We start from the raw sequence: 24,616 nt of genomic DNA on the forward strand, positions 1-24,616 counted from the left end.
CCTGGTAATCATCAGTCATTCCCTATTCTAAAATCTACAATCTCAAATCTCAAATGGTATAAGTTATGTAAATATAAAAGTAGTTGATTCACGACGGAGTGCTATAATTACAATTTAACCAGTTTTCATAATTTCAACAATTCTCAATTTAACATAAAATAGCGCTCGATGACCAGCAATCAAACAGAAGAGAATAAAGGCAACATATTAATTGTTGACGACACTCCAGAAAATTTGCAAGTTTTATCGGCAACGCTTTCAGATCGGGGCTACAAAGTTCGGGGCGTAATTAACGGCAAAATGGCAATCAGAGCCGCGCGATCGGGTTCTCCAGATTTGATTTTGCTCGACATCAAAATGCCGGAAATGGACGGCTACGAAGTTTGCACGCAGCTCAAAGCCGATCCGAAGACAGCAGAAATTCCTGTTATTTTCATCAGCGCTTTAGATGAAGTATTGGACAAAGTAACCGCCTTTCAAGTTGGAGGGGTAGACTATATCACAAAACCGTTTCATTTGGCAGAAGTTTTAGCGCGAATCGAACACCAACTGACTATCCAAAGACTGAAAAGACAATTGATCGATCGCAATACCGAACTGCAACAAGAAATCATAGAACGCAAAAAAGCCGAAGAAGCCGCAGCCGCTGCATCCCTAGCAAAAAGTCAATTTGTTGCCAACATGAACCACGAATTGCGGACTCCCCTGAACGCCATCCTGGGTTTTACCGAAGTCATGAGCCGCGACTCTTTACTGAGCCACGAAAATATCGAAAACCTCGGAATTATTAACCGCAGCGGCCAACATTTGCTGGAACTAATTAACGATGTTTTAGACTTGTCGAAAATAGAAGCGGGGATAATTGGCTTAGACGAACGCAGCTTGGACCTTTATCAACTCCTCGACACTCTCGAAGAGATGTTTCAAATCAAAGCTGAAACCAAAAATTTGCAACTGAGATTTTCCGTGGAGGCAAATGTTCCCCAATATATAAAAACTGACGAAAAAAAGCTGCGCGTCTGCTTGATCAACCTGCTGGGAAATGCCATGAAATTTACCAAAAACGGCGGCAGCATTTGGCTGCGCGCGAGCTTGGAAGGCAAGCAGCAGTTAGCCGAATCGGAAATTTCTCCTAATTCTAGCAGCGCCGAACAATATTTAATTTTGTTTGAAGTTGAAGATACGGGAGTTGGCATAGCAGCAGCAGAAATTGATACTTTATTTGATGCTTTCGTGCAAACAGAAGCTGGCAAACAAGCGGCTGACGGTACGGGATTGGGTTTAACAATTACTAAAAAATTTGTAGAAATAATGGGCGGAGAGATTGGGGTAGAAAGTGTTTTAGGCGAGGGAACCAGTTTTAAATTCAACATCCGAGTATTTCCTGCTATTTCGTCTGAAATAACAGTAGCGACATTGCAGCGGGTAATCGGATTAGAAGCAGATCAACCGATTTATCGAATTTTAGCAATTGACGACAATCAAGAAAATCGACTGCTGCTGGTTAAAATGCTGCAACCAATTGGTTTTGAAGTCCGAGAAGCGGAAAACGGCTTCCAAGCTGTTGAACTTTGGGAAAGTTGGCAGCCCGATTTAATTTGGCTGGATACGCGAATGCCAGTAATGGACGGTTTAGAAGCTGTCAGACAAATTAGAGCTAAAGAGAAACAAACTCAGCGGCGAACTGTAATTATTGCTCTGACTGCTAGCACTTTTGAGGAAAGAAAAGGCGAAATTATCGCCGCAGGTTGCGACGATTTTGTGCGGAAACCTTTTCAAGAACAAATCCTCTTTGATAAGATGGCTTGCTACTTGGGAGTGCGCTATATTTATCAAGAGTTGCCCCGACAGGTAGCGGGGGCTTTACGGCGTTATTTTGTGAGCGAAAAGCCAGATTCATTTTTCGGGGGGCTGCTGGCAGAGATGCCTCGAAGTTGGGTACAGGAACTCTACGACGCAGTTAGTGATGTTAATGAAGAGCTGGCGATTCAAATTGTCGATCGCATCTGGGAAAGTCATCCAATTTTAGCTGATGCTTTAAAAGATTTGCTTGCCGATTACCGACTCGACAAGATAATGGATTTAACTCAATCGAGTTTAAAATAAATGGATAATAGCGAAATTAAAGTATTGGTGGTTGATGACCAACCGAGCAATCTGCGGTTCTTATCCAAACTGCTAACAGCCCAGGGGTATCAAGTTTATCGAGCTATTTGCGGTCAACTGGCGTTGAATGCTGCACACGCCCATTGCCCCGATTTAATTTTGCTCGACATTAGAATGCCGGAAATGAACGGTTATGAAGTTTGTCGGAGGCTGAAAGCGACAGCAGAAACCGAACAAATTCCGGTAATTTTTTTAAGCGTATTAGATGACATTAAGGATAAATTACAAGCTTTTCGAGTTGGTGGCGCAGACTATATTGCCAAACCATTTCAAGTTGAAGAAGTTTTAGCGCGCATCGACAAGCAAGTCGGCTTGCAAAAACTGCAACAGAAACTAAAAGAGCAAAACGCTCAACTGCAACAGTCGCAGTCGCTGCTTGCTAGCATATTAAATAGTTCCTTAGACGGTGTGGTGGCTTATTCTGCCGTCCGCAACAGTGAGGGCGATATTGTGGATTTCCAGTGGCTGTTGATTAACCCTGCCGCCGAAAAAATTTCGGGTTTACCATTTAATGAGATAGTTGGCAAGAATTTGTTGGCAGAAATTTCCCAACTTCGCAAGAACGGGTTATTTGATTTGTATGTTTCTGTAGTAGAAACAGGAGGAACTGTAGACCAAGAATTTTATTACGAACACGATCGAGATATAAGTGCTTGGCTGCACATTGTTGCGGTCAAGTTAAACGATGGCTTGGCAGTAACATTTCGCAACGTCACCGAGCGCAAACGAGCAGAAATTGCCCTGCGAGAAAGCGAAGAACGCTTCCGCGCGATATTCGAGCAAGCGGCAGTCGGCATAGCTAAAACCGCGCTTTCAGGTCAATTTCTGCGTGTAAATCCCGGCTTTTGCCAAATTGTCCGCTATGCAGAATCGGAATTGTTGCAGCAAAATTGGGAGGCAATTACTCAGCCGGATGACATGGAAGCTGACAGAGAATACGTGCGCTTGCTGTTATCCGGGGAGATTCCAACTTTTTCTAGAGAAAAGCGTTTGATCTGCAAAGATGGAGAAGTGCGCTGGGCGAATGTTACGGTTTCGGCAATGCGCGATGCTGTGGGGACGCCGCAGTATTTGATTTGTGCGATCGAGGATATTTCCGAGCGCAAACTGGTACAAGAACTGCTGCAAGCGAGTTTAGACACTCAAACCCGCTACGCTCAAGAATTAACTCGTTCTAATGCCGAACTAGAACAGTTTGCCTACGTGGCTTCTCACGATTTGCAAGCACCTTTGAACACGATTGCCGGCTACGGTCAACTATTAGAAAAGAGCAGTCACAACCAACTTGATGCCCAAGGGCATAAATTTATCCACAATATTGTTAATTCTTGCGGGCGGATGCAGGCGCTGATCGATGACTTGCTGGAGTATTCGCGGGTCGGTCGCAGTCAAAAACCTTTTGAGCTGATAGATTGCAATCAGGTTTTTGAAGAGGCTTGTGCTAATTTGCAGTTAGCCATCCGCAAGAATCAAGCTTCTGTTACTAGGGGCGATTTACCAAGGGTAACAGGTGACTGTTTTCAACTGCTGCAACTGTTTCAAAATTTAATTGGCAATGCCATTAAGTACCGCAGCAGCGATTCGCCGGTGGTGCAGGTGGGCGCTTGGCGTCAGGGGGATAACTGGGTGTTTTCGGTGCAGGACAACGGTATTGGCATTGCCAAACAGTACCATCCGCGAATTTTTCAGATTTTTCAGCGCTTGCACACCCAAAAAGAGTATTCGGGTACCGGTATTGGTTTAGCGATTTGTCAAAGAATTGTCGATCGGCACGGCGGTCGCCTTTGGGTAGAATCAGAACCCAATCGAGGCTCGACTTTTTATTTTTCTATTTCTATGAAAAACTGAACTCAGCAGTTAGCCTAGAGCAGTCAGCAGTCATTTATACAATTTTAGATTAAAGAATTGAAGAATTCGGAATGACTGATGACTACCAGGATTTGGATCGCGGGCCTGCAGTTGCATTTTTTTTTGAAATTGGTTTACTTAAGCTTTAAATATCTTTATCTTTTCTTTACACAAGATATCAGAAAATGTAGCATATTCACTGATGACATCTTGTGTAACAATCCATCACTATAAATCTATTAGCTCGATCCTTCTACAACTTAACAATCAGCGGTGCCCGTAATACTTGTCAAATTTTTTCCACTGTATCCAGAGCATCTTGCTTTGGGATGCAGTAGTTTCCCTAGTAGTTTGCGGACAAACATTTGCGATGTCTTTGCAGTTGGCCGGTTCTCGGACAGACTGCCAAGAGAAACAAGCATGATTCGCAAACCTTTCCAAATTCAGCAAAACGCCAAATTGCTGCAACACAAATTCATTGTTCTCAGCCAGATTTGCCGGATGATGGCAACAGATGCTTTGCAGGCGCTCAGACACCGATCCAAGTCCCGCCACCTCATAAAATCCGTTGGTAGTGAGGCAAAGCCGTGAATTATCAACAGAAAAACTTTACTCTTTTAATAGCTAACGATGACGAGGGCACGCGCTTTTTGGTGAAGGAAGCCATGCGAGAAGTTCGATTAGCAATTAAAATCGAATTTGTGGAAAATGGTGAGCAAGTGCTAGACTATTTGTACCGTCGCGGTCAATATGCTGGTAGCAGCAATTGGCATCGGCCAGACTTGATACTGTTGGATCTGAATATGCCACGGCTTGACGGGCGAGAAGCACTAACTTCGATCAGAGCAGACCCGGAATTGCAACAAATTCCGGTTGTGATTTTAACAACTTCGCACCGCAGCGGAGATATCTTGCATTGCTACCGCTTGGGTGCTAATTCTTTCATATCCAAACCAGTCACTTTTGAAGGATTGGTTGAAGTCATGAAGACTTTATGTCAGTATTGGTTTGAAATCGTTTCGCTCCCGCCGGATCTGTAAGCTTTAATTCTGGTCTAGATAGATAATTTGAGTGTAGAGTGAATTTGATAAACCGAGATATTGGCCCGATCGCAAGTATCGCTCTCAAAACTAAAAGTTTCCTTCAACCCGCTCCGAACGCTATAGTTGTGTTAACACGTAACCAATTTCTGAATATTTTGTTGGTTGAGGATGACCTCGCAGATGCGACGCTGATCGAAGACCTTTTAGGCTCATTCAGTGAGTCTCTGTTTCGCCTCCAAACTGTTAAATCTGTGGAGATAGCCCTGGTGTTTCTGGAAGCAGAAAAGTTTGACGCCGTACTATTAGATTTGTCACTCTCAGACAGCTTGGGGGGAAGCCAGGCGATCGCGGTTTTGAAAGCCCGATCGCCCACAGTGCCTGTTGTGGTGCTGACAGATATCAACGATGAACATACGGGGCTCTCGGTATTGCGATCGGGCGCTCAAGATTGTTTGGTAAAGGGAAAATTTCACAGAACTCTTCTGGTGCGCGCAATCCATTACGCGATCGAACGTCACCACATAGAAGAACAACTGCGGCAGCAAGCCCTCCGAGAGCGGCTGTTGGGCAAAATGATCGAAAAGATTCGATCGTCAATAGACGCGGCAAGCATTCTCCACAGTACCGTCGCAGAAGTGCGCCAATTTCTCAAAACAGACCGCGTTTTAATTTATCGCTGTCAGAATTGGGCGTCTCCATTCGACGGGGAAGAGCAAACAGGTGGGATCGTCGCAGGTGACGGTTTACCAGAAGGTTATATTGAAAACCAAAGTATTACTGCTGCTTTGGCGGTGTCATGCTTTGTTTTAGTCGAATCCCAGTCGGTACAAGCAATAGCAGATGTCAGCAGTTCCCCGTTGGCTGGCAGTTGCAAAGAATTGCTGGCAGATTGTGAAATTGCAGCAGTTGTAAGCGTTCCAATTTGGCAATCTGGCGACTGGGAAACGGCAAACCAAACACAAGAAGGCACTGTTTGGGAAGCAGAAAAAACAGAAGATGCAGCCGAAAATTATCTCTGGCTGCCGGCTTTGGGGCAACCGCAGGCGCAGGGGAAAAGTGCGCCGGATTCGATGGCAAAAAATGGCAATAGTTTGTGGGGAATGCTGACAGCATACAATTGCAGCGGTGTGAGGGAATGGCAGCAGTGGGAAATAGATTTTTTACAGCAGTTGGCAAATCAAGTGGCGATCGCGATCGAACAATCTCAACTTTACCGCAAGCTAGCAATAGCCAATCAAAAATTGCAGCAACTGGCAACTACTGACGGACTGACGGGCATTGCCAACCGCCGCCAGTTCGATCGCGTTTTGATTTTAGAGTGGCGCCGATTGGCAAGAGAGGAACTGCCGCTGTCTTTAATGATCTTTGACATCGACTTTTTTAAACTTTACAACGAGTTTTACGGACACCTCGGCGGTGACGATTGTTTGCGCCAAGTTGCCAGGGCGATCGCCATAGCTGCCAACCGGGCTGGAGATTTTACCGCCCGCTACGGCGGCGAAGAATTTGCCGTAGTGCTGCCCAACACCAGCGCCGAAGGGGCAAACGCTGTCGCCCGGAAAATTTGCGACGCCATCGCCAGCTTGAAACTGCCCCACGCGCGATCGTCGATCGGCCCCTACGTTACCCTCAGTTGTGGCATTGGTACGGCGGTTCCTTCTCCCCAGCAATCTCCCGACACCTTAATTCGCAGCGCTGACAGCGCCCTTTATCAAGCCAAAACCGAAGGCAAAAATTGCATTTGTCACGCCACCAGCAACTCATACCATTTAAAATTTTAGATTTTAGATTAAAGAATTGAGTAATTGGGAATAACTGATGACTATCACGGTTTGGAGCGCGAGCCTACAGTTGCATTATTTTTTAGAAATGGTATCAGAATCTTCCTCAATTTTGATATAAAATCTGCTATATCATATCGTTTCCGGTTGCATCGGAATCATAAAATCGAGTCAACAGTCAACCGATTTTAGATTTTAGATTTTAGATTTTAGATTTTTAACAGTCAACAGTCAACCGATTTTAGATTTTAGATTTTAGATTTTAGATTTTTAACAGTCAACAGTTAACAGTCAACAGTCAACAGTCAACAGTTAACAGTCAACAGTCAACAGTCAACAGTCAACAGTCAACAGTTAACAGTCAACAGTCAACAGTCAACAGTCAACAGTCACGGACGGTGTAACCGGAATTGATATCACAACTTTTATTCTGCGTGCGGTTGGCGGATCGGTATTTCGATCGCAAACTCCGTACCAATTCCTAATTCTGAATTGCACAGCAATTTTCCTTGATGTTTTTTAACTACAATTTCGTAACTAATAGCCAATCCCAATCCCGTCCCTTTGCCGACGGGTTTCGTGGTAAAAAACGGGTCGAACAAGCGCTGCTGCATGGACTCGGGAATGCCGGTACCGCTGTCGGCGATCGCAATTTTCACTCGCTCCCCCTCGATAACTTCCGTGCGAATCTTAATTGTAGGAACTGACGAGCTTCCCCCGGCAGGTTGGAAACTTTTTTCCCTTTCTTCCACAGCATCGATCGCATTAATCAACAAATTCATAAACACCTGATTCAATTGACCGGAGTAACATTCAACTTGCGGTAAATTGCCGTACTCTTTAATTATCGAAATAGCGAGTTTATCTCCTTGCTCCTTCAAACGGTGAGCGATAATCATCAAAGTGCTGTCAATCCCTTCGTGCAAATTCACCGCCTTAAAATCTGCTTCGTCCAAACGCGAAAAAGTCCGCAAAGACTTGACAATTTCCTGAATGCGATGCGCTCCAACTGCCATTGAATCCAGCAGGTTCGGCAAATCTTCTTGGATAAACTCTAAATCAATTTCCTCAAGTTCTACCTGAATTTCTGCGGTGGGTTCTGGGTACGCTGCGCGGTAAAGTTCGAGCAGCCTTAACAAATCATTTGTGTAATCTTTGGCATAGCTGATATTGCCAAAGATAAAACTGACAGGATTGTTAATTTCGTGAGCAACTCCAGCAACTAATTGACCCAAAGAAGACATTTTTTCGCTTTGCACGAGCTGCGCTTGGGTATGGGTGAGCGCGTGATAAGCTATTTCTAATTGCGCTGCTTTTTCTCTGAGTTGCGCTTCCGATTCTCGCAGGGCAAATTCTGCTGCTGTTCGCTCAGTAACATCGACACCGATTCCCCAAAAATCCCAGCCTGGAACGGAAAAATCAGCAGAAACATTAGACCAAGCAATTGTTTTGACGCTGCCGTCAGCCGCCTGAATTTCTACTTCTAAATCTCGAAAACTGTGACCGAACTCTACAACTTTTCTAAAGACTTTTTGACGGTAGTTAACATCAGGTATGAGCCATTGTATTGCTTGCTGGTTGCCGACAAGTTCTGCGGTGCTGTAACCCAGCACTTGTTCGGATTCTCGGTTCCAGACTATGATATTGCGATCGGCATCGACAGCGCTCAGCATTACTGGCATATTTTCGAGAATTAGGCGCAGCTTTGCTTCGCTTTGTCTCAGAGCTTCTTCAACCCGCGCCCTCTCTGTGATGTCAATGGAAACAGCAATTAATCCTGCAACTTGTCCTTTTTCATCTAATATTGGTGTCCCGCGATTTTCATGAATGTGACCTTTGAGTTCAGAAGACCAAATTCTTTCCTCGCCTGCTAAGATAAAATTAATATTTTCGATAATTTCGGGATAATCTTTGTAGAATTCGTACACTGATAAGCCAACTACTTGTCCGGGCTTAAGTCCTAAAGGCCCTAAGCCTTTTCCTTCATAAAGGGTAAATATCCCGTAGCGGTCAATGCAGTATAAAACTATGGGTGCATTGTTGACAACGGCGCGGAGGCGTTTTTGGCTGACTTGCAGTTCCAATTCTGCTTGTTTGCGATCGGTAATATCGATCGCAGCTCCGAATAATTTTACCACTTCGCCTTGCTGGTTTTGCAAGACTTGCCCCCAACCGATCAGATATCTCATTTCTCCCTTGGAACTGTAAATGCGGTAGTCAATTTCGTAGGGTTGGCGGGCCGCGATCGCTTCCTCTATGGTTTTTTGAAAGCGTTCTCTATCGTTGGGATGAATTTGCTCCACAAGTTCTGGATAAGTTGGTGTTGGCATATTTAGTTCTAGATCGTAAATTCTTTTTAATTCATCCGACCAAGTAATTTGGCTAGTAATGAGGTCGAATTCCCAGTTACCGATATGAGCAACTTTTTGAGTTTCTTCGAGTTTTCTCTGATATTCTAATAGTTCGTCGGCGGCTTTTTTGCGATCTGTAACTTCTTTGGAGTTGCCGATAATTCGATAGATTCTGCCTGCTTCGTCCCGCAGCGGAGTTAGGGTAACTAGCCACCAAGTATCCGCTCCTTGGAACTGCAAGCATTGTTCGGAAGTAACTGAATTTTGCGATCGCGCGCAACTGATATAAGTTTGCCGCAGCATGGTTCCGACTTCCTCGCCAAATACAGCTTCGGGAGTTTTGCCGCACCACTCGCTATCGTCCCCGATCCCCAGAATTCGCTTGCCTAGAGGGTTCAAACCTGCATAGCGAAATTCGCCGTCAGTGTCTGCATCGATCGCAAAAATTATTTGGTCAATACCGTCATAAATACTCCGCAAAAATTGTTCTTGAGAGCGGAGTTGTTCTTGTACTTTTTTGCGATCGCTAATGTCTCTAATAGAACCGGCAAATCTCAGCGGCGCGCCACTCTCGTCCCAAATTGCTTGTCCGCGAGCGGCTACCCAAATGTATTCGCCACTTTTTTTTTGCATCCGATATTCTATATCTTTGAAAGGGATTCTTTGTTCTAAGTGAGCGGATATTGCTGCAAATACCAGATCGACATCTTCTGGATGAGTTCGCGCTATCCAGCCGCCTAAAACATTTTCAAACTCGCTGATTTCATAACCGAGCAATTCTTTAAATCGGGGCGACCAATACACCGGATTTTGCGGGTTAAACACGTCTTCGGAAACAATCGGCGCATCCCAAATGCCGTCAAAAGAGGCGCTGACTGCTAAGTCAAACCGATTTAAGTTCGCTTCTACAATTTTATGTGCTTGTTGCAGGGCGATTTCGGCTGTTTTGCGATCGCTGATATCTATCGCCGTGCCGATAAACCCTTGAAATGCACCTGCAGGCGTCAATTTAGGAACTGCTGTCTCCTCGATCCACCGATACTCCCCGTCAGCTCTTTTTAGTCGATATTCTCGCTTAAAATTAGAGTTTAAATTCCAAGCATTCACATATATTTGCTCGCAATAATCTAAATCGTCAGGGTGAATGTTTGTCGTCCAACCCCGAGCAGAAATTTGTTCTTCAGTCAGCCCAGTAAATTCTGTCCACTGGAAATTAAAGTAATTGCAACCGCTCTCTGCATCTGCGATCCACAGCATTACTGGGATGCGATCGGCCCAGTCGCGCCAGCAATTTTCGCTCGCACCCGAGAAAGTGGCGATCGGCGCTTGTTTTGGTCGTTGAGTTTCACTTGTAGAACCGGTCATAAATTTACAAATTGTAAGTTGACAGTTGATATTTTTATTGTTATAATATGCCGCGTTCAACTATCAAACAATCTCAGCTTTTTAAAACTATTTTCAAAACTAATATATCAAGGTGAGCTTGATTTGTGCAAGCGTCACATAACTCGCGCACACTAAACGTAGCAGGGCGCACATAAATAGACTCGTGCAAGCGCCACAAGACTTGTTCGCAATGGCTCAATTTAGAGTGCGCGCTGAGTACATTAAACGCAAATGAATATTGATGAAAATTCAGGAATTTTATCTGGTGCGCGGTGCACAGGCTAGAGGAGATAGATTGTTCAGAACTTTTTTGCCAATTACCCATTACTGATTACCGATTCCCAATTACCTATTACCAAATCCTAATTTATACCAGTTGAAAAAAAATAATGCAACTGTAGGCCCGCGCTCCAAACCATGATAGTTATCAGTCATTCCGAATCGACAATCGACAATCGACAATCGAAAATCGAAAATGGTATTATCCACCCAAATTTGAGTTCGTACCAGTTAAATTGGAGCGCACAGGAATTTCAATCAAAAACTCCGCTCCCTCTCCGGGTGTCGAAATACAGCTCAATCGTCCGCAGTGCCGATCGACTATAATCGAGTGAGAAATCGACAGTCCCAAACCCGTCCCCTTGCCCACTGGTTTAGTCGTGAAAAACGGGTCAAACAGCCTCGATCGCACCGGCTCCGGTATCCCCCCGCCGTTGTCGGCAATAGATACCGCTACGAAGCCCGCAGCAGCCTGATAACTGCGAATAGCGATCGTGCTGGGATGTCGATCGCACTCCTCGATCGGACGCTGCTTGTCCCGTTCTTCCAAAGCATCGATCGCATTAATCAAAATATTCATAAACACCTGATTCAACTGGCCCGGAAAACATTCAACTTGCGGCAATAGCTGGTAATCTTTAACTACCTGAATCCCCGGACGGCTGCTGTGAGATTTCAACCGATTTTGCAAAATCATCAAAGTGCTGTCAATTCCCTCGTGAATGTTGACCGATTTCCCAGCAGACTCGTCCAAGCGGGAAAAGTTTCGCAAGGATTTTACGATCTCGATAATTCGCTCGGTTCCTACTTGCATCGAATTAAACAATTTCGGGCAATCCTCAGCAATATAATCCAAGTCTATTTCATCAATTTTATCGAACACTTTGGCCGGAGCATCAGGACAGTAATGTTGGTAAACTTTAATCAATTCCAGCAAATCTAAAGTGTAAGCGCGAGCCGGACTGAGATTCCCGTGAATAAAGCTGACGGGGTTATTAATTTCGTGAGCGACACCAGCAACTAACTGACCCAAACTCACCATTTTTTCATTTTGAACGAGCTGAGTTTGAGTGGTTCTGAGTTTGTTAATAGCTGCTTCTAACTCTAGAGCTTTTGAGCGTTCTCGCGCTTCCGATGCCTGCAAAGCTGACTCGGCTTGTTTGCGATCGGCAATTTCAGTTTGTGCTTGCTCAAACAGCGTCGATTGCTGGATCGCGATCGCCAACTGCACGCTAATTTGTTTGAGACACTCGACCTCAATTTCCAGCCAGTGACGGCGGCCCGCGCACTCGTGGGCAATCAATAGCCCCCACAACTTCTCGCCTTGCAAAATCGGCACTACCAAATTAGCTCGCACCTGAAATTGACTTAATAAATTAATCGAGCACTCGGAAAGACCGGCTTTATAAATATCATCCACAGCTACAGCGCGACCTTGTTTGTAAGCAGAAGCATAGCTGTCTTCAAAGCAGGAATCGTTAATAGTTATCCCCTGAATCGACAGCCAATTTTTGCCCGCAGACTCGACAGTTACAAAACCGCTCCGATCGGGATTAAAGCGATAAATAATTGTTCGATCGGTTTGCAAAAAATGCCGTACTTCAGCAACAGCTTTTGTCAAAATTTCTTCTAAATTGAGAGAAGAGCGAATGCGTTCCAGCATCGCTACCACCAGGCGTTCTCGCTTTAATTGCTGGCGCAAGATAGCCTCGGCAAGTTTGCGAGCGCTAATATCTTCAATCACAGCAATTACATAGCTCGGTTCCCCAAACCCATCCCGCACTAAAGATACAGTCATATTAGTCCAAACAAATGAACCGGATTTGCGAACAAAGCATTTCTCAATTGAATAATTCAAAATTTCTCCAGCTAACAGCCTGTCGCCCGACTCGACATCTGCTGCTACATCTTCCGAGTGAGAAATATCCCGAATATTTCGCGCTTTTAGTTCCAATTCTGAGTAGCCGACAATATTGCAAAAACCTTGATTGGCATTCAAAAATTGACCGTCTGGCCACACTTTAACAATGCCGATCGCCGCTTGTTCAAATACAGCTCGAAATCGCTGTTCGCTTTCTTGCAAAGCAATTTCTGCTTGTTTGCGATTGGTAATGTCCATTGCCGCGCCAAACAGCCGTACCACCTGACCAAATTCATTTTTAACAGCTTGTCCTTTACCGTTAATGTGCCTGATTTCTCCTGATGAAAAACAGATGCGGTGGTCGATGTCGTAAGCTGTGCCTTCAGTCACTGCCTTTTGCACAACTTGTGTAAACTTTTCTTTGTCATCGGGATGAATTTGCTCTAAAAGTTCTTCCATTGTCGGCGGCCGATTCAATTCTCGACCGTAAACTCGAAACAGTTCTTCCGACCAAGTAATAATTCCTGCCTCCATATCGAACTCCCAATTGCCGATGCGGGCTATTTTTTGCGCTTCTTGCAACTGGTCGGCAAGTTGTTGCAGAGATGCGATCGACTGAGTTTTTTCCGCTTCTGCTGCAACGCGGGCGCTGATATCTTTGTGAGTGCCTGTTATCCGCAACGGCGCACCCCATTCGTCGTACTCGACTACCTTGCCCATCGCCATAATCCACTGCCAATTGCCCGCTTTGTTGAGCATCCGAAATTCAAATTCATAGATATCAGTCTCACCATCCAAATAGGAATTTAAACATTCCATTACCTTCACTCGGTCTTCTGGATGCACCAAACTTTCCCAAGCTTTGAGGTTGTTTTCAATTTCGGTTTCTGCGTACCCTAGCATTGATTTCCAATGAAAGTCGAAATAAGTTTCGCCAGTAGCTATATTCCAATCCCACAGCCCCAAAGAGCTGCCTGAAACAGCCAACTGCAATCGCTCTTGACTGAGTTTTAATGCCGATTCTGCGCGTTTTAGTTCTGTGACATCGGCAATTATCGCCATCATTCCTATTGGTTTATTTGCGCTATTTTTAATGCACTCAGCTCGCAATATAGTTTCTATAATTTCGCCAGTTTTAGTTTTGATTTCAATTTCAGTGTCCCAGGAAAAACCTTGCCGCAGCATCCTAAATAACTTTCTCAAATATTGAGATTTGGCGTACATTACTGCTGGGCCACCGGCATTATTTAGTTCCTCAACTGTATAGCCGTAGCGCTGAATAAATGCTTGATTGTGATAAATGGAATGACCGTCCAAATCTGCGATCGCGATCGCATCGCTAGCGCTGTCTACAGCTTGATTTACCAGGCACAGAGTCAGTTCGGCGCGTTTGCGATCGGTAATGTCAAAAATCGCTTTGTCGAGCCACAAAACTACCCCTTCTAGATTGTAATTCGGTCTACCTCTTTCCGACATCCACCGCACCGCGCCGTCAGCGCCAACAATCCGGTATTCTAGATTGTACGGCTGTTTCGACTCTACCGCTGCCCTGACTTGTCGATCGACCATTTCCTTGTCAGCCTCATGGATAATGCTAGCAAAACTCAAGCGGTTGTTGTGAATAAAATCTTCAGCAGGATAGCCGCTAATTGCCTGAATTTCATCGCTAATAAATACCATCGTCCAATCAGCATCGTACAAGCTGCGGCAGATAGCAGCGGGGATATTCTCAACGAGCGATCGATATTTTGCTTCGCTCTCCCGCAAAGCTGCTTCTGCCTGTTTTAAATTAGTAATATCCAGCACCATACCTTCCCAAACTATATCCCCTTCCTGCCCTATTTCAGTAGGACAATCAACTCGTTCCGGTCTCGCAACCCCTTGCATCCACTTATGTTTTCCCGACGGTACAATCGCGCGCCATTCCTGCTGCCAGGGCTGCATATTTGCCGCAGAAACAGCCAGGGATTCTTCAATTTTTCGGCGGTCGTCTGGATGAATACACCTAAAAATAAGTTCGGGATTCTGCTGAATGTTTTCTGGTTCCAATTCATATAAATCGCGACTGCCAGAAGAAATGTAAGGAAAAGATTTTTTACCGTCGGTTGAGATCCGAAATTGATAAATTATTCCCGGCAAATTGGCAGCAAGTTGCCGCAGTCTAGCTTCGCTTTCTTGCAGGGCTAATTGTTTGCGCCTATCCAGAGTCATATCTCTAATTATACCCACGAGAATTTTACGGCCGTCGGTATTTTCAAAGACCGTTTTTTTAGTAGACAGAATGTGCTTTGCACCGGTGGCGTCCGTAAATATTTCCTCGCTCTTGTTTTCTTCTCCCGTCCTAAACACTTGTTGGTCATTCTGCCAAAAAATCTCAGCTTCTTGTTTTGGGAAAAAGTCGTAATCCGATTTACCCAGCAGTTCCTCGTGCTGCTTGCCGCTCAGCTTGCAAAAAGCATCATTTAACAGTATCCATCGGTGCTGTTCGTCCTTGACAAAAATTGGATCGGCAACTGCATCGATCGTATAATTCAAAAATTTTTTACTAGCTTCCAGTTCCTCTCTGGCTAAAACTTTCTCCGTAATATCGTTGATAGTTCCTGTCGTCCCATGCGGCTCACCGTTCCAGCGAAAAATCAAATCTTCCTGCACTTCCATCCAGCGAATTTCGCCATCTTTGGTAACATATCGAATTTGATAACAGCAGGATGTTTCTTGATGTTCGCTCAGGCGTCTAAACAAATTTAAATATTGATAGTGGTCGTTACAATGAATGTAACTCAAACAGGAAGTTCCTAAGCTTTCATCAACTGTAAATCCGGTAATTTCCGTCCAACCCGGATTGAGAAAAGTCCAATTACCAGCAGTATTTGTTTCAAAAACTACTGCTTTAATATTGTTGACAACCTGCGGGTATTTTTTTTGACTTTTTGGCCATTTTGCTTGCCGTTTCTGGCGGGCGATCGCGCACCGGAGCGTCCGCACCAGCAGCCGACTGTCTACTTGTCTTTTCACCAGATAATCTTGGGCGCCGGCGGCAATTAACTCGATGGCCATTTCTTCGTCATCGGTGGCTGTCAGAATGACGATCGGAATATTTATACCGCAATCTTGCAGCCGGAAAAGAGTATTAAATTTTGGGTTGTTTGGAAGTGAAAAGTCTAATAAAATTACATCAAAAATCTCGCAGCTTAAAATTTCTCTCGCTTCCTGAAGGCTAACTACCTTAGTCGTCTCAATTGATTGTCCCAGTCGGCGATCGGACAGCAGTTCTTGAATGAATTCTGCATCTTCTGCAGAGTCTTCTACTAAAAGAACTTTCAAGCAAGCAGGCGTTAAAGTTGGCTCAAAAACAGATGTCATACCATTTTAGATGTTAGATTTTAGATTTTAGATTTGGAATGACTGATGACTATCGCGGTTTGGCTGTTGCGTAAAGTGGCATTTTTTTACTGGTATCCTTTTGCTATTTTTTATTAATAAAAAAAATCAGCAGCCAATGCAGCTACCTAGCTGATTATTGGGGAACTTGAACCGCAGGCTTTAGAGTGTGCTGGGTGCTTGCAGACCCCCCAGATTTATTTGTAGAATTGAGTTGTTTGCTGCAAGTTGTCAGCCTCGCCCCAAACCTAGCGGCCCAAAATTATCAGACTCTTACCAATATTGCAACTCAACTCTGTTTTAATTTACAACCTTTGGCAGGGAAATAGCAAGGGGCCACGCAAAAGAGCGCGGAGGAATCAGGACTTTAGTCCTTACTAAAAACCTAGAGTAATTAGGGTTGAGTAACCGATTTGCAGTCAGGAATGCAAGTCTTCTATTTCTGGAGGAACAAAGACTTGCATTCCTGACTGCGAACTTAGTTACGAACTTAATTGCGGTTGTCTAACCGGACACAATTTTACTCAGTTGAGCCGCTCAAGTTTTCTGCTGTTTGGGCAGCACAACTGTAAACACGCTGCCTTTGCCGACATTACTGCTAATAGCAATCTCACCGTTAAAAGGTTTTAAAAGTTCAATACAAGTATAAAGTCCGAGGCCAGTTCCTGTCGGTTCGCCTTCGGTTTTTTCCTCGCCTTTAGGCGGCTTTGAGGTGTAAAAAGGGTCAAAAAGTTTTGACAAATCTTCAGATGATATGCCGCATCCCGTATCTGCAATATCCATGTATATGTTCGAGTCGTCTTGCCGAGTCACGATAGTTAGTTCCCTGCTTTTCTTTTCCCACATAGCATCCATTGCATTATTGATTAAATTATAAAAAACTTGAGAGATATAGGAATAAATTAATGGAATGCTGCCAATGTGTTCGTCATAAAAATATTTTTTTCTAATTTTATTTTTAAAATAAAGGTTCCCTTCCAATAGCTGAATTTCTCGCTGCACTAAATCGTTGATATTCACAGGGTGCAAATCTTGCTTTTGCTCATTTCTGCTTTTCATCATCAGAGTATCCATGATCTGATTGATTTTTGTGACTGCTTGAAAAATATACTTAGTATAATTAAACAGAGAGTCTTCTTGAATTTTTGTGGCTTTTGTTTCAATCAAATCGACGCTAGTCTGGATCACTTGCAGCGGACTTTTGAGGTTGTGAACCATTCCTTGGGTCAAACGTCCGATGATGGCTGTTTTTTGCTGGTCGATTAATTGCTTGGTTTTTTGTTCGACAAGTCTTTCCAGGTTTTGGTTGAGGTGGGCAAGTTCGAGGTTTTTTTCTTCGAGTTTTTTTTGCAAGCTGCAGATTGTCAAGTGAGTTTGAATGCGGCTCAACACTTCTTCGTGCTGGAAAGGCTTAGTGATGTAGTCAACGGCTCCTGTCTGAAAGCCTTTTACTTTATCAAGCGTCTCGGAAAGGGCGCTCATGAATATAATGGGAATGTCTTGGGTTGAGGGGTCTGATTTCAAACGCAGGCAAGTTTCAAAACCGTCAATTCCCGGCATCATGATATCCAAAAGAATCAAGTCTGGATGGATGTATTCAATTTGCTCGATCGCACTTTCGCCGTCTAGAGCCACTAATACTTTAAACCCGTAATTCCTTAACAATTCAAAAAGTACGTCGAGATTTGTTTGGTTGTCATCGACAATTAGTATGATGCTTCTTTCGGAATTCTTATCGTTCATATTCAAGGGAAACATTCAATTTTTTGAGTTGGGAGTTGTGGGTGGTCACTTTCAATCGGATTCAAGGGATTTTCTGCCGCTCTAGAAACTCGGTTGCTTCGTAGATGCTTATATTTGGGAGTACCTTTTAAGGGCGGGTAGGATGCCCAACCCTACTCCCTACAAGAAATTCAGTCTCTGTGGAACAGGCCGGAAAGCCTGTTGCTGACAATGGTGGAAGATGTAAGACTTAACAGATTTTGAGTTGTCTGTTAGCTACCGTCAATTTTAGGACAAATATTGCTTCAAAAAATCTCTAATTTGCTTGAGCTGAAATCCTTTAGCAAGTTGGCGCACGTGATGAACGAAAGGCACTAATGTCGAGTCAGAATGTTCGAGTTTAGCAGTTTCCTCCAGAATAGCTTCAATATCGCCCATTGCAGCCAATCTCAACAAGGCCAAGACTGACTCTGAGGCAGGAGACACCATCGTTGAGTCAGCAGCAGCGATCTCAGATGATGCTTTGGGAGTTTGAGCTTTTGGTTTTGTGGTTTCCGATCCGTCTTCGTAAATCCATTCTAGTCTCAAATGCAGGCGCAATAATTCTAACAGATCGTTAGTTTGAAGGGGCTTGGTGAGAAAATTATCGCAACCTGCAAGTATGCTCTCTTGCCTGGTAGTGTCGTAAACGCGAGCGGACAAAGCAAGGATAACCGCATCTTTTAATTCCGGCAACTGTCGCAGCCGCCTGGTAGCTTCCCAACCGTCCATTACGGGCATCAGCAAGTCCATTAAAATTAGATCCGGTAGAAATTCCTGTGCTTTGTGCAGGCAGTCTTTGCCGTCTGTGGCCTGTGCAATTTCAAACCCCAAATGAGAAAGCAGCCTGTGCAGCATGGCGCGATTTACTTCGCGATCGTCCACGACTAGCACTTTCCGCTGGTGACCGCTAAAACCGACAAGCCGGCGTTTTTCTGGCATGGATGGGAGTTCTGAACTGTGGGCGACTGCGGGCAAGTCTAGATCCAACCAAAATAAGCTGCCTTTGCCGGAGGTACTTTGAACGTGAATTTGGCTGCCCATCATGTTGACTAATTTTTGGCTGATGGAAAGTCCCAGTCCGGTACCTTCTACGAAATTGTTATGAGCGTCCACTTGATGAAAAGGCAAAAATATTTCTTCTAATTTATTCTGAGAAATGCCAATGCCAGTATCTTCGATTTGAAAGCGAATTTTAGCGGTAGGGGCGCGATCGCCCGTATTTGCTGCTGTTATCGCCCCGCGCGCTTCTTTTGTTCCCAGCGGTGCGATCGACATTTGCTGCGCGTCTAACTTCGCGGTCAAATTGATTGTTTGAGCGGCAACTTCCGCTGTTAAACTCGAATTTGGAAAATGGGTTTGAGGATAATTTTCGGCTAAATTTTCTGCATAACCGACTTTGAATGTAACACCGCCGCTGTTAGTAAACTTAACGGCATTGCTGAGCAAATTAATCAAAACTTGGCGCAACCTTTTTTCGTCCGCAAAAACTCCTTCTGGCAGCGCCGACACCTGCTCGTAATTAAAGGCAATTCCTTTTTGATCCGCTCGCATATGGAACAAATCAACAATACTTTTAATAAAGGTGGGAAAATGCACGTTTGTCGGCGACAATTCCATTTTACTAGCTTCGATTTTCGAGAGGTCTAAAACGTCATTAATCAGCATCAGCAGGTGGTTGCCACACTGGTGAATGTTGTTTAGACTGTCGTGCTGATCGGCGGTTAAATTATTATCTAGTTTCAGCAATTGAATGTATCCTAAAATCCCGTTCAAAGGCGTCCGCAATTCGTGGCTCATGTTGGCGAGGAAGTCGCTTTTAGCGCGGCTGGCGGATTCGGCGGCTAATGCGGCTAATTGCAGGGCGGCTTCTGCAAGTTTGCGCTCGGCAATTTCGGTTTGCGCTTGTTCAAATAGGGTCGATTGCTGAATGGCGATCGCCAACTGCACCCCCAATTGTTTCAGGCACTCTGCCTCCAATTTGTGCCAGGGACGCGGGCCCGTGCAGTCCTGGGCAATTAACAGCCCCCACAAGTTTTTGCCTTGCAAAATCGGCACTACCAGATTCGCTTTCACATCCAACCGAGTCAACAAATTCAAATGGCACTCGGTGAGACCGGCATTGTGAACATTATCTGTGGCTCTAATTCTGCCGTCTTGGTAAAGAGTAACGTAGGCTTCCCCAAAACAGGGGTCGTAAATTTCCATTCCGACAATTGGTCTGGTATTTTCGCTTACTGACTCGACAGCGATAAACCCGCTCCAATCTGGATTGAATTGGTAGATAACAGTGCGGTCTACTTGCAAAAACTGCCGCACTTCTTCGACTGTTTTGGTGAGAATTTCTTCTAAATTGAGAGAAGATCGAATGCGTTCCAGCATGGCTACTGCCAACTGTTCGCGTTTTAATTGCTGGCGCAAAATTGCTTCTGATTCTTTGCGTTTTGTGATGTCTGTAATCACTGCAATTAACCCTATTGAATTGCCATTTATATCTTTAATACTGTCGGCTCGCACCAGAGCGGTAACAGCTTCACCGAGCTTATTTTGCAGCGCAACTTCGCCGCACCAAGAGCGACCTTGGCGAAGGTTTTTATAGATTTGTTTGTAGCTTTTAGGCCGGACGTAAAGCAGGGTGCTATCGCCGATCTCGTTGAGTTCTTGCACCGTGTAGCCGTAACGCTGAATGAATGCTTGATTGTGGTAAATAGACCGCCCTTTCAAGTCGGCGATCGCGATCGCGTCGCTGGTACTTTCGACGGCTTGAGTGACCCGCAACAAAGCTAATTCTGCTGCTTTGCGATCGCTGATATCCGTCATAGAACCCACCATCCGCAGGGGGTTTCCGGCTTCGTCCCACACTGCTTGAGCGCGGGCGAGCACCCACTTGTAGCTGCCGTCTTTGCACTGCAAGCGGTATTCGGCGGCGTAATTGGGGGTTTGGCGGTCGAGATAATTTTGAATTGCTGCTTGCACTCGCGAGCGATCGTCTGGATGGATGCGATCGATCCATTCGCTGTTTCTGCTATCGATTTCGCCGTCTGCGTGACCGATAATTTCTTGCCAGCGAGCCGATCGAAAAGCTTCATTTGTTTGAAGATTCAGATCCCAAATTCCGTCTTGATTGCCTTTGAGAACTAACTGCCAGCGTTCTTCGCTTTTACGCAATTGTTCTTCGGCTTGTTTGCGCTGAATCTGAGAACCCAACTGAGTCGCTACCGCCTTGACCAACTCTACTATACGCGGTTCCATAATCGAGCGATCGCGCTTGCAGAATACTAAAACTGCCAGCACCTCTGAGCTAGTGCGAATAGGCACTCCGAAACAACCTTTCAATCCGACTGCTGCCGCCATTTGCGATCGGGCAAAAACAGAATTTTTGGCTATAGAAATATCTTCAATCCATTCTACTTTTCGGGTTGACCAAATCCGTCCGGGTACTCCCACTCCGGGGGCGAATCTAATTTTTTGACTTTCGCGGCCGAACCTATCTAAATCGCGCTCGCTAGCGTACCAAGTTTCGCTGTGTTCCAAAAAAGTGCCGTTAGCAGCCGGTATCCAAGCTTCCGCAAAATTCCAGCCGATCGCATTGCACAGCAATCGCAGGATATCTGGGAGGGCGCTGTGAAAATCTGCTGACTGACTAATTGCTTGAGTTGCTGCCAGCAACAGCTTGATTTCATCTTCTGCTTGCTTGCTTTCTGTAATATCAGTTCCCGTGCCGAGAATTTGTTTTAACTTACCGTCTGCTGTTTTCGCAAATACAGTATCTCGGCTCAAAATCCAGCGCCAAGAACCATCCTTGTGCCTGATTCGGTATTCAATTTCAAAGATATCCCCTTCCGTGCCCGTTTCGACTTGCTGTAAATAATTAGGTATTTTGATTGCATCTTCCGGGTGGATTAAATTTGACATCATCCACGCCCCTATTGCCTGAAGCTCCTCTACCTTATAGCCGAGAATGTGATATATAGAAGCGTTAGCATAGATATTTTTTTGTTCAATTAAGTCGTAAACATACAACATATTAGGACTTGCCCCAGCAATTTGTTGAGTAAACCGCTGGCTTTCTCGCAGTGCTGCTTCTGTTTGTTTTCTTTCGGAAATATCGCGAACAACGCAAATCATTTCCCCGTCGGGCAGCATTGTCAGGGAGACATCTATAGGGACTTTCGAGCCGTCGCGGCGGCATCCGACTGCTTCGGTGCTGTAACAACCTTTCTGCACTAAAGCTGGCACAACTTCTTGCTCAAACCTTTGTATTTCTGCATCTTCGTAGAATACTTTCCAACTTTTGCCTAAGAGTTCTTCGAGAGAGTCGTAACCGTAGATTTTTAGTCGGGCTGTGTTGCAATAAATCAAGTCTCCGCCGGCATCGAGTATGGCGATACCTTCGGAAGCGGCAGCCATTGCCGCTGCTTGCCTGTGGAGTTTTGACTCGAAACGTTTGCGATTCGTGATGTCGCGGACGATCGCGATAATTTCGTCATCCGTGCAGAAGACAATTCTCGCTTCAAAATCGTACCGTTCACCATTAACTGGCATTTGATATTCTACGACTTGAATCTCGCCGTTGTCGATCGCTTGTTGATTGCCGGACAAGATTTTTTCAGCAAAAGCAGCAGGTAATATATCTTGTGCTTTTTTGCCGATTACTGTTTTTTCCCGTAGGATATTATCGAAATCTTTGGCCGGTTTAAAGTCTACAAAAGTGCCGTCGGGCAGACAGCGAAATATCATGTCCGGTATCGCATTTAAAAGAGCGCGGTTGGTGGCTTCGCTCTTACGCAATTCAGCTTCAGCTTGCTTGCTAAAGGTAACGTCGCGAGCAACTCCATAAATCAAACCTTCTTCTGCAAACGGCGATGCCGTCCACGACAGCCATTTATAAGTACCATCTTGGCAAAGATAGCGGTTTTCTAAGTTAATAATAGGGTTGCCCTTTTTAAGTATTTCTAATTCATCTATAGTTATTGCTCGGTCTTCTGGATGCACGAATTCGACCCAAGGTTGGGCTAACATTTCATCGCTGCTGTAACCTAATACAGTAGACCAAGCGGGGTTTAAGCGTTTGAAATAGCCGTCAAAACCTGCTATGCAAAGTAAATCCAGCGAGATATTAAAAAATCTATCGCGGTCTTGCTGGGTTTGTTTTAATTCGGTGACATCCATTACCAAACCGTCCCAAACTATATCGCCGTTGGCTTGCTTTTCTGGCTTCGACGCACCTTGCAGCCACTTCACTTTGCCCTGGATAATTTGCCGCCACTGGTGCTGCCAAGGTTGCAGAGTCGTTGCTGAAATTTTTATCGATTTTTCAAAGCCTGTGAGGTCATCTGGATGAATTGTTTCATAAGCAAAATTTTTCTTTTTTTCTATATCTTTCGCTTCTAATTGGTAAAGGTTCTTGCTGCCAGAAGAAACGTAAGTAAAATACTTTCTACCGCCCGGTTCGACGCGGAATTGATAAATCATTCCCGGCACGTTGGCTGCCATTTTTTGAAATCTAGCTTCGCTCTCTTTCAAAGCTAATTGTTGGCGTTTGTACTCGGTGACATCTCGAATTGTGCCGACTAACATTTTACTGCTGTCAGTTGCTTTAAAGACACTTTTTTTAATCGATATTATGCGCTTTTTTCCGGCGCTGTCTGTAAAGTTTTCTTCCGTTTCGACCGCGTTGCCAGTTCTGAATACCTCTTCGTCTTTTTGCCAAAATCTTTGGGCTTTTGCTGGCGACAAAAATTCGTATCCCAACTTACCGATCAGTTCTTGTCGCGGTTTTCCCATTAAATCACAAAAAGCGTCGTTTAATACGACCCACCTGTGCCGATCGTCTTTGACAAAAATTGGGTCAGGACTAGCATTAATCGTGTGATTTAAAAACTCTTCTGATGCTTTTAATTCTGCTTCGTAACGGTAGCGATCGCTCACGTCCAAGACTACTTTAATCATCCGATCGATCGAGCCGTCCCGACCGCGAATACAGCGCAGGGAAACTCTAGTATAAACTATTTTTCCGTCTTTTCTGCGCCACCTTTTGTCTAAAACATAGCCTTCGCTCTCCCCTGCCAAAATTTTATTTAACTGCTCTAAACTGGCCCGCAAGTCTTCAGGAAAACCCCACTGCTCCCAATTTCCGTGCAAAAGTTCTTCGCGCTCGTATCCCAGCAAATCGCACAAAGCATCGTTAACTTCCAACCACTCGCAGTTTTCGGCTTGTGATGGGGAAATTGGAGGGGCAATAATGGCAATTCCGACAAGGGAATTCTCGACTACCGAGCGATATTTTTCTTCGCTTTTTTGCAAAGCTTCTTGGTTGTGCTGCCGCTCAACTGCGTAGCGGAGCGATCGCATTAACACTTCGCTGTCGATTTTTCGCTTGACTAGATAATCCTGAGCTCCTGCTTGGATTGACTGCACGGCGAGTTCTTCATCGTTGCGGCCCGTCAGTACGACGATCGGAGTATTTAGGCTGTATTCTTGCATTTTGACAATTGTACTTAATTCTTGACTGTCGGGCAGCGAAAGGTCTAGTAAAATCACATCAAAATGTTGGCAACTCAAAAGTTGCTGCGCTTTGCTGAGACGGTCTGTACAGCTTACTGATAGCTTTTGGCTCTCTGCTCGGTTGACATTTGTTTCTAATAATAATTCTTCGATCAGATCGGCTTCGGCTTGATTGTCTTCTACCAAGAGAACTTTAAAGCCGTTTCGCTTTGCGGTTGAGCTCAAAACTGATATCATATACCTTGTTATTTG

General features: G+C 44.8%; 9 protein-coding genes. 4 read left to right on the forward strand and 5 right to left on the reverse strand.

Annotated elements, in window-relative coordinates; translation table 11 throughout:
• Positions 1–168 precede the first annotated feature (168 nt).
• Both QUA56_RS04885 and QUA56_RS04890 read left to right on the forward strand, forming a co-directional pair.
• Positions 169–2,106: a response regulator gene (locus QUA56_RS04885; RefSeq protein ID WP_333353985.1), complete on the forward strand. Its 1,938-nt coding sequence runs from the start codon at positions 169–171 to the stop codon at positions 2,104–2,106.
• Positions 2,107–4,014 carry a PAS domain S-box protein gene (locus tag QUA56_RS04890; RefSeq protein ID WP_333353988.1) on the forward strand — a complete coding sequence of 636 codons (1,908 nt, stop codon included), beginning with the start codon at positions 2,107–2,109 and terminating at the stop codon, positions 4,012–4,014.
• A 267-nt stretch (positions 4,015–4,281) separates the two neighbouring features.
• Here the strand turns inward: QUA56_RS04890 and QUA56_RS04895 are convergent, their stop codons facing one another.
• Positions 4,282–4,569, reverse strand: a complete 288-nt coding sequence (locus QUA56_RS04895) for a hypothetical protein (protein ID WP_333353990.1) — start codon at positions 4,567–4,569, stop codon at positions 4,282–4,284.
• Between the two features lie 32 nt (positions 4,570–4,601).
• Here QUA56_RS04895 and QUA56_RS04900 point away from each other — a divergent pair, with 32 nt between their 5' ends.
• Complete coding sequence (locus QUA56_RS04900; protein ID WP_333353992.1) at positions 4,602–5,054, forward strand: response regulator; 453 nt, start codon at positions 4,602–4,604, stop codon at positions 5,052–5,054.
• Between the two features lie 38 nt (positions 5,055–5,092).
• Positions 5,093–6,838, forward strand: a complete 1,746-nt coding sequence (locus tag QUA56_RS04905) for a diguanylate cyclase domain-containing protein (RefSeq protein ID WP_333353996.1) — start codon at positions 5,093–5,095, stop codon at positions 6,836–6,838.
• Positions 6,839–7,263: 425 nt separating this feature from the next.
• Here the strand turns inward: QUA56_RS04905 and QUA56_RS04910 are convergent, their stop codons facing one another.
• The 4 genes from QUA56_RS04910 to QUA56_RS04925 form a co-directional block, all read right to left on the reverse strand.
• The gene (locus tag QUA56_RS04910) at positions 7,264–10,554 is read right to left on the reverse strand and encodes a PAS domain S-box protein (protein ID WP_333353999.1); all 3,291 of its coding nucleotides are present in this window, start codon (positions 10,552–10,554) and stop codon (positions 7,264–7,266) included.
• Between the two features lie 502 nt (positions 10,555–11,056).
• Complete coding sequence (locus tag QUA56_RS04915) at positions 11,057–16,078, reverse strand: PAS domain S-box protein (RefSeq protein ID WP_333354001.1); 5,022 nt, start codon at positions 16,076–16,078, stop codon at positions 11,057–11,059.
• A gap of 555 nt (positions 16,079–16,633) precedes the next feature.
• Positions 16,634–17,854 carry a hybrid sensor histidine kinase/response regulator gene (locus QUA56_RS04920; RefSeq protein ID WP_333354004.1) on the reverse strand — a complete coding sequence of 407 codons (1,221 nt, stop codon included), beginning with the start codon at positions 17,852–17,854 and terminating at the stop codon, positions 16,634–16,636.
• A 252-nt stretch (positions 17,855–18,106) separates the two neighbouring features.
• Complete coding sequence (locus tag QUA56_RS04925) at positions 18,107–24,601, reverse strand: PAS domain S-box protein (protein ID WP_445242872.1); 6,495 nt, start codon at positions 24,599–24,601, stop codon at positions 18,107–18,109.
• Positions 24,602–24,616 lie beyond the last annotated feature (15 nt).

Source organism: Microcoleus sp. N3A4 (assembly GCF_036701805.1).
Lineage (GTDB): Bacteria > Cyanobacteriota > Cyanobacteriia > Cyanobacteriales > Microcoleaceae > Microcoleus.

What these genes read in the sequence shown, in the direction of transcription:
- QUA56_RS04885 (WP_333353985.1), top strand. Translation starts at nt 169, where the DNA reads ATGACCAGCAATCAAACAGAAGAGAATAAAGGCAACATATTAATTGTT.
- QUA56_RS04925 (WP_445242872.1), bottom strand. Translation starts at nt 24,601, where the DNA reads ATGATATCAGTTTTGAGCTCAACCGCAAAGCGAAACGGCTTTAAAGTT.
- QUA56_RS04915 (WP_333354001.1), bottom strand. Translation starts at nt 16,078, where the DNA reads ATGACATCTGTTTTTGAGCCAACTTTAACGCCTGCTTGCTTGAAAGTT.
- QUA56_RS04910 (WP_333353999.1), bottom strand. Translation starts at nt 10,554, where the DNA reads ATGACCGGTTCTACAAGTGAAACTCAACGACCAAAACAAGCGCCGATC.
- QUA56_RS04890 (WP_333353988.1), top strand. Translation starts at nt 2,107, where the DNA reads ATGGATAATAGCGAAATTAAAGTATTGGTGGTTGATGACCAACCGAGC.
- QUA56_RS04920 (WP_333354004.1), bottom strand. Translation starts at nt 17,854, where the DNA reads ATGTTTCCCTTGAATATGAACGATAAGAATTCCGAAAGAAGCATCATA.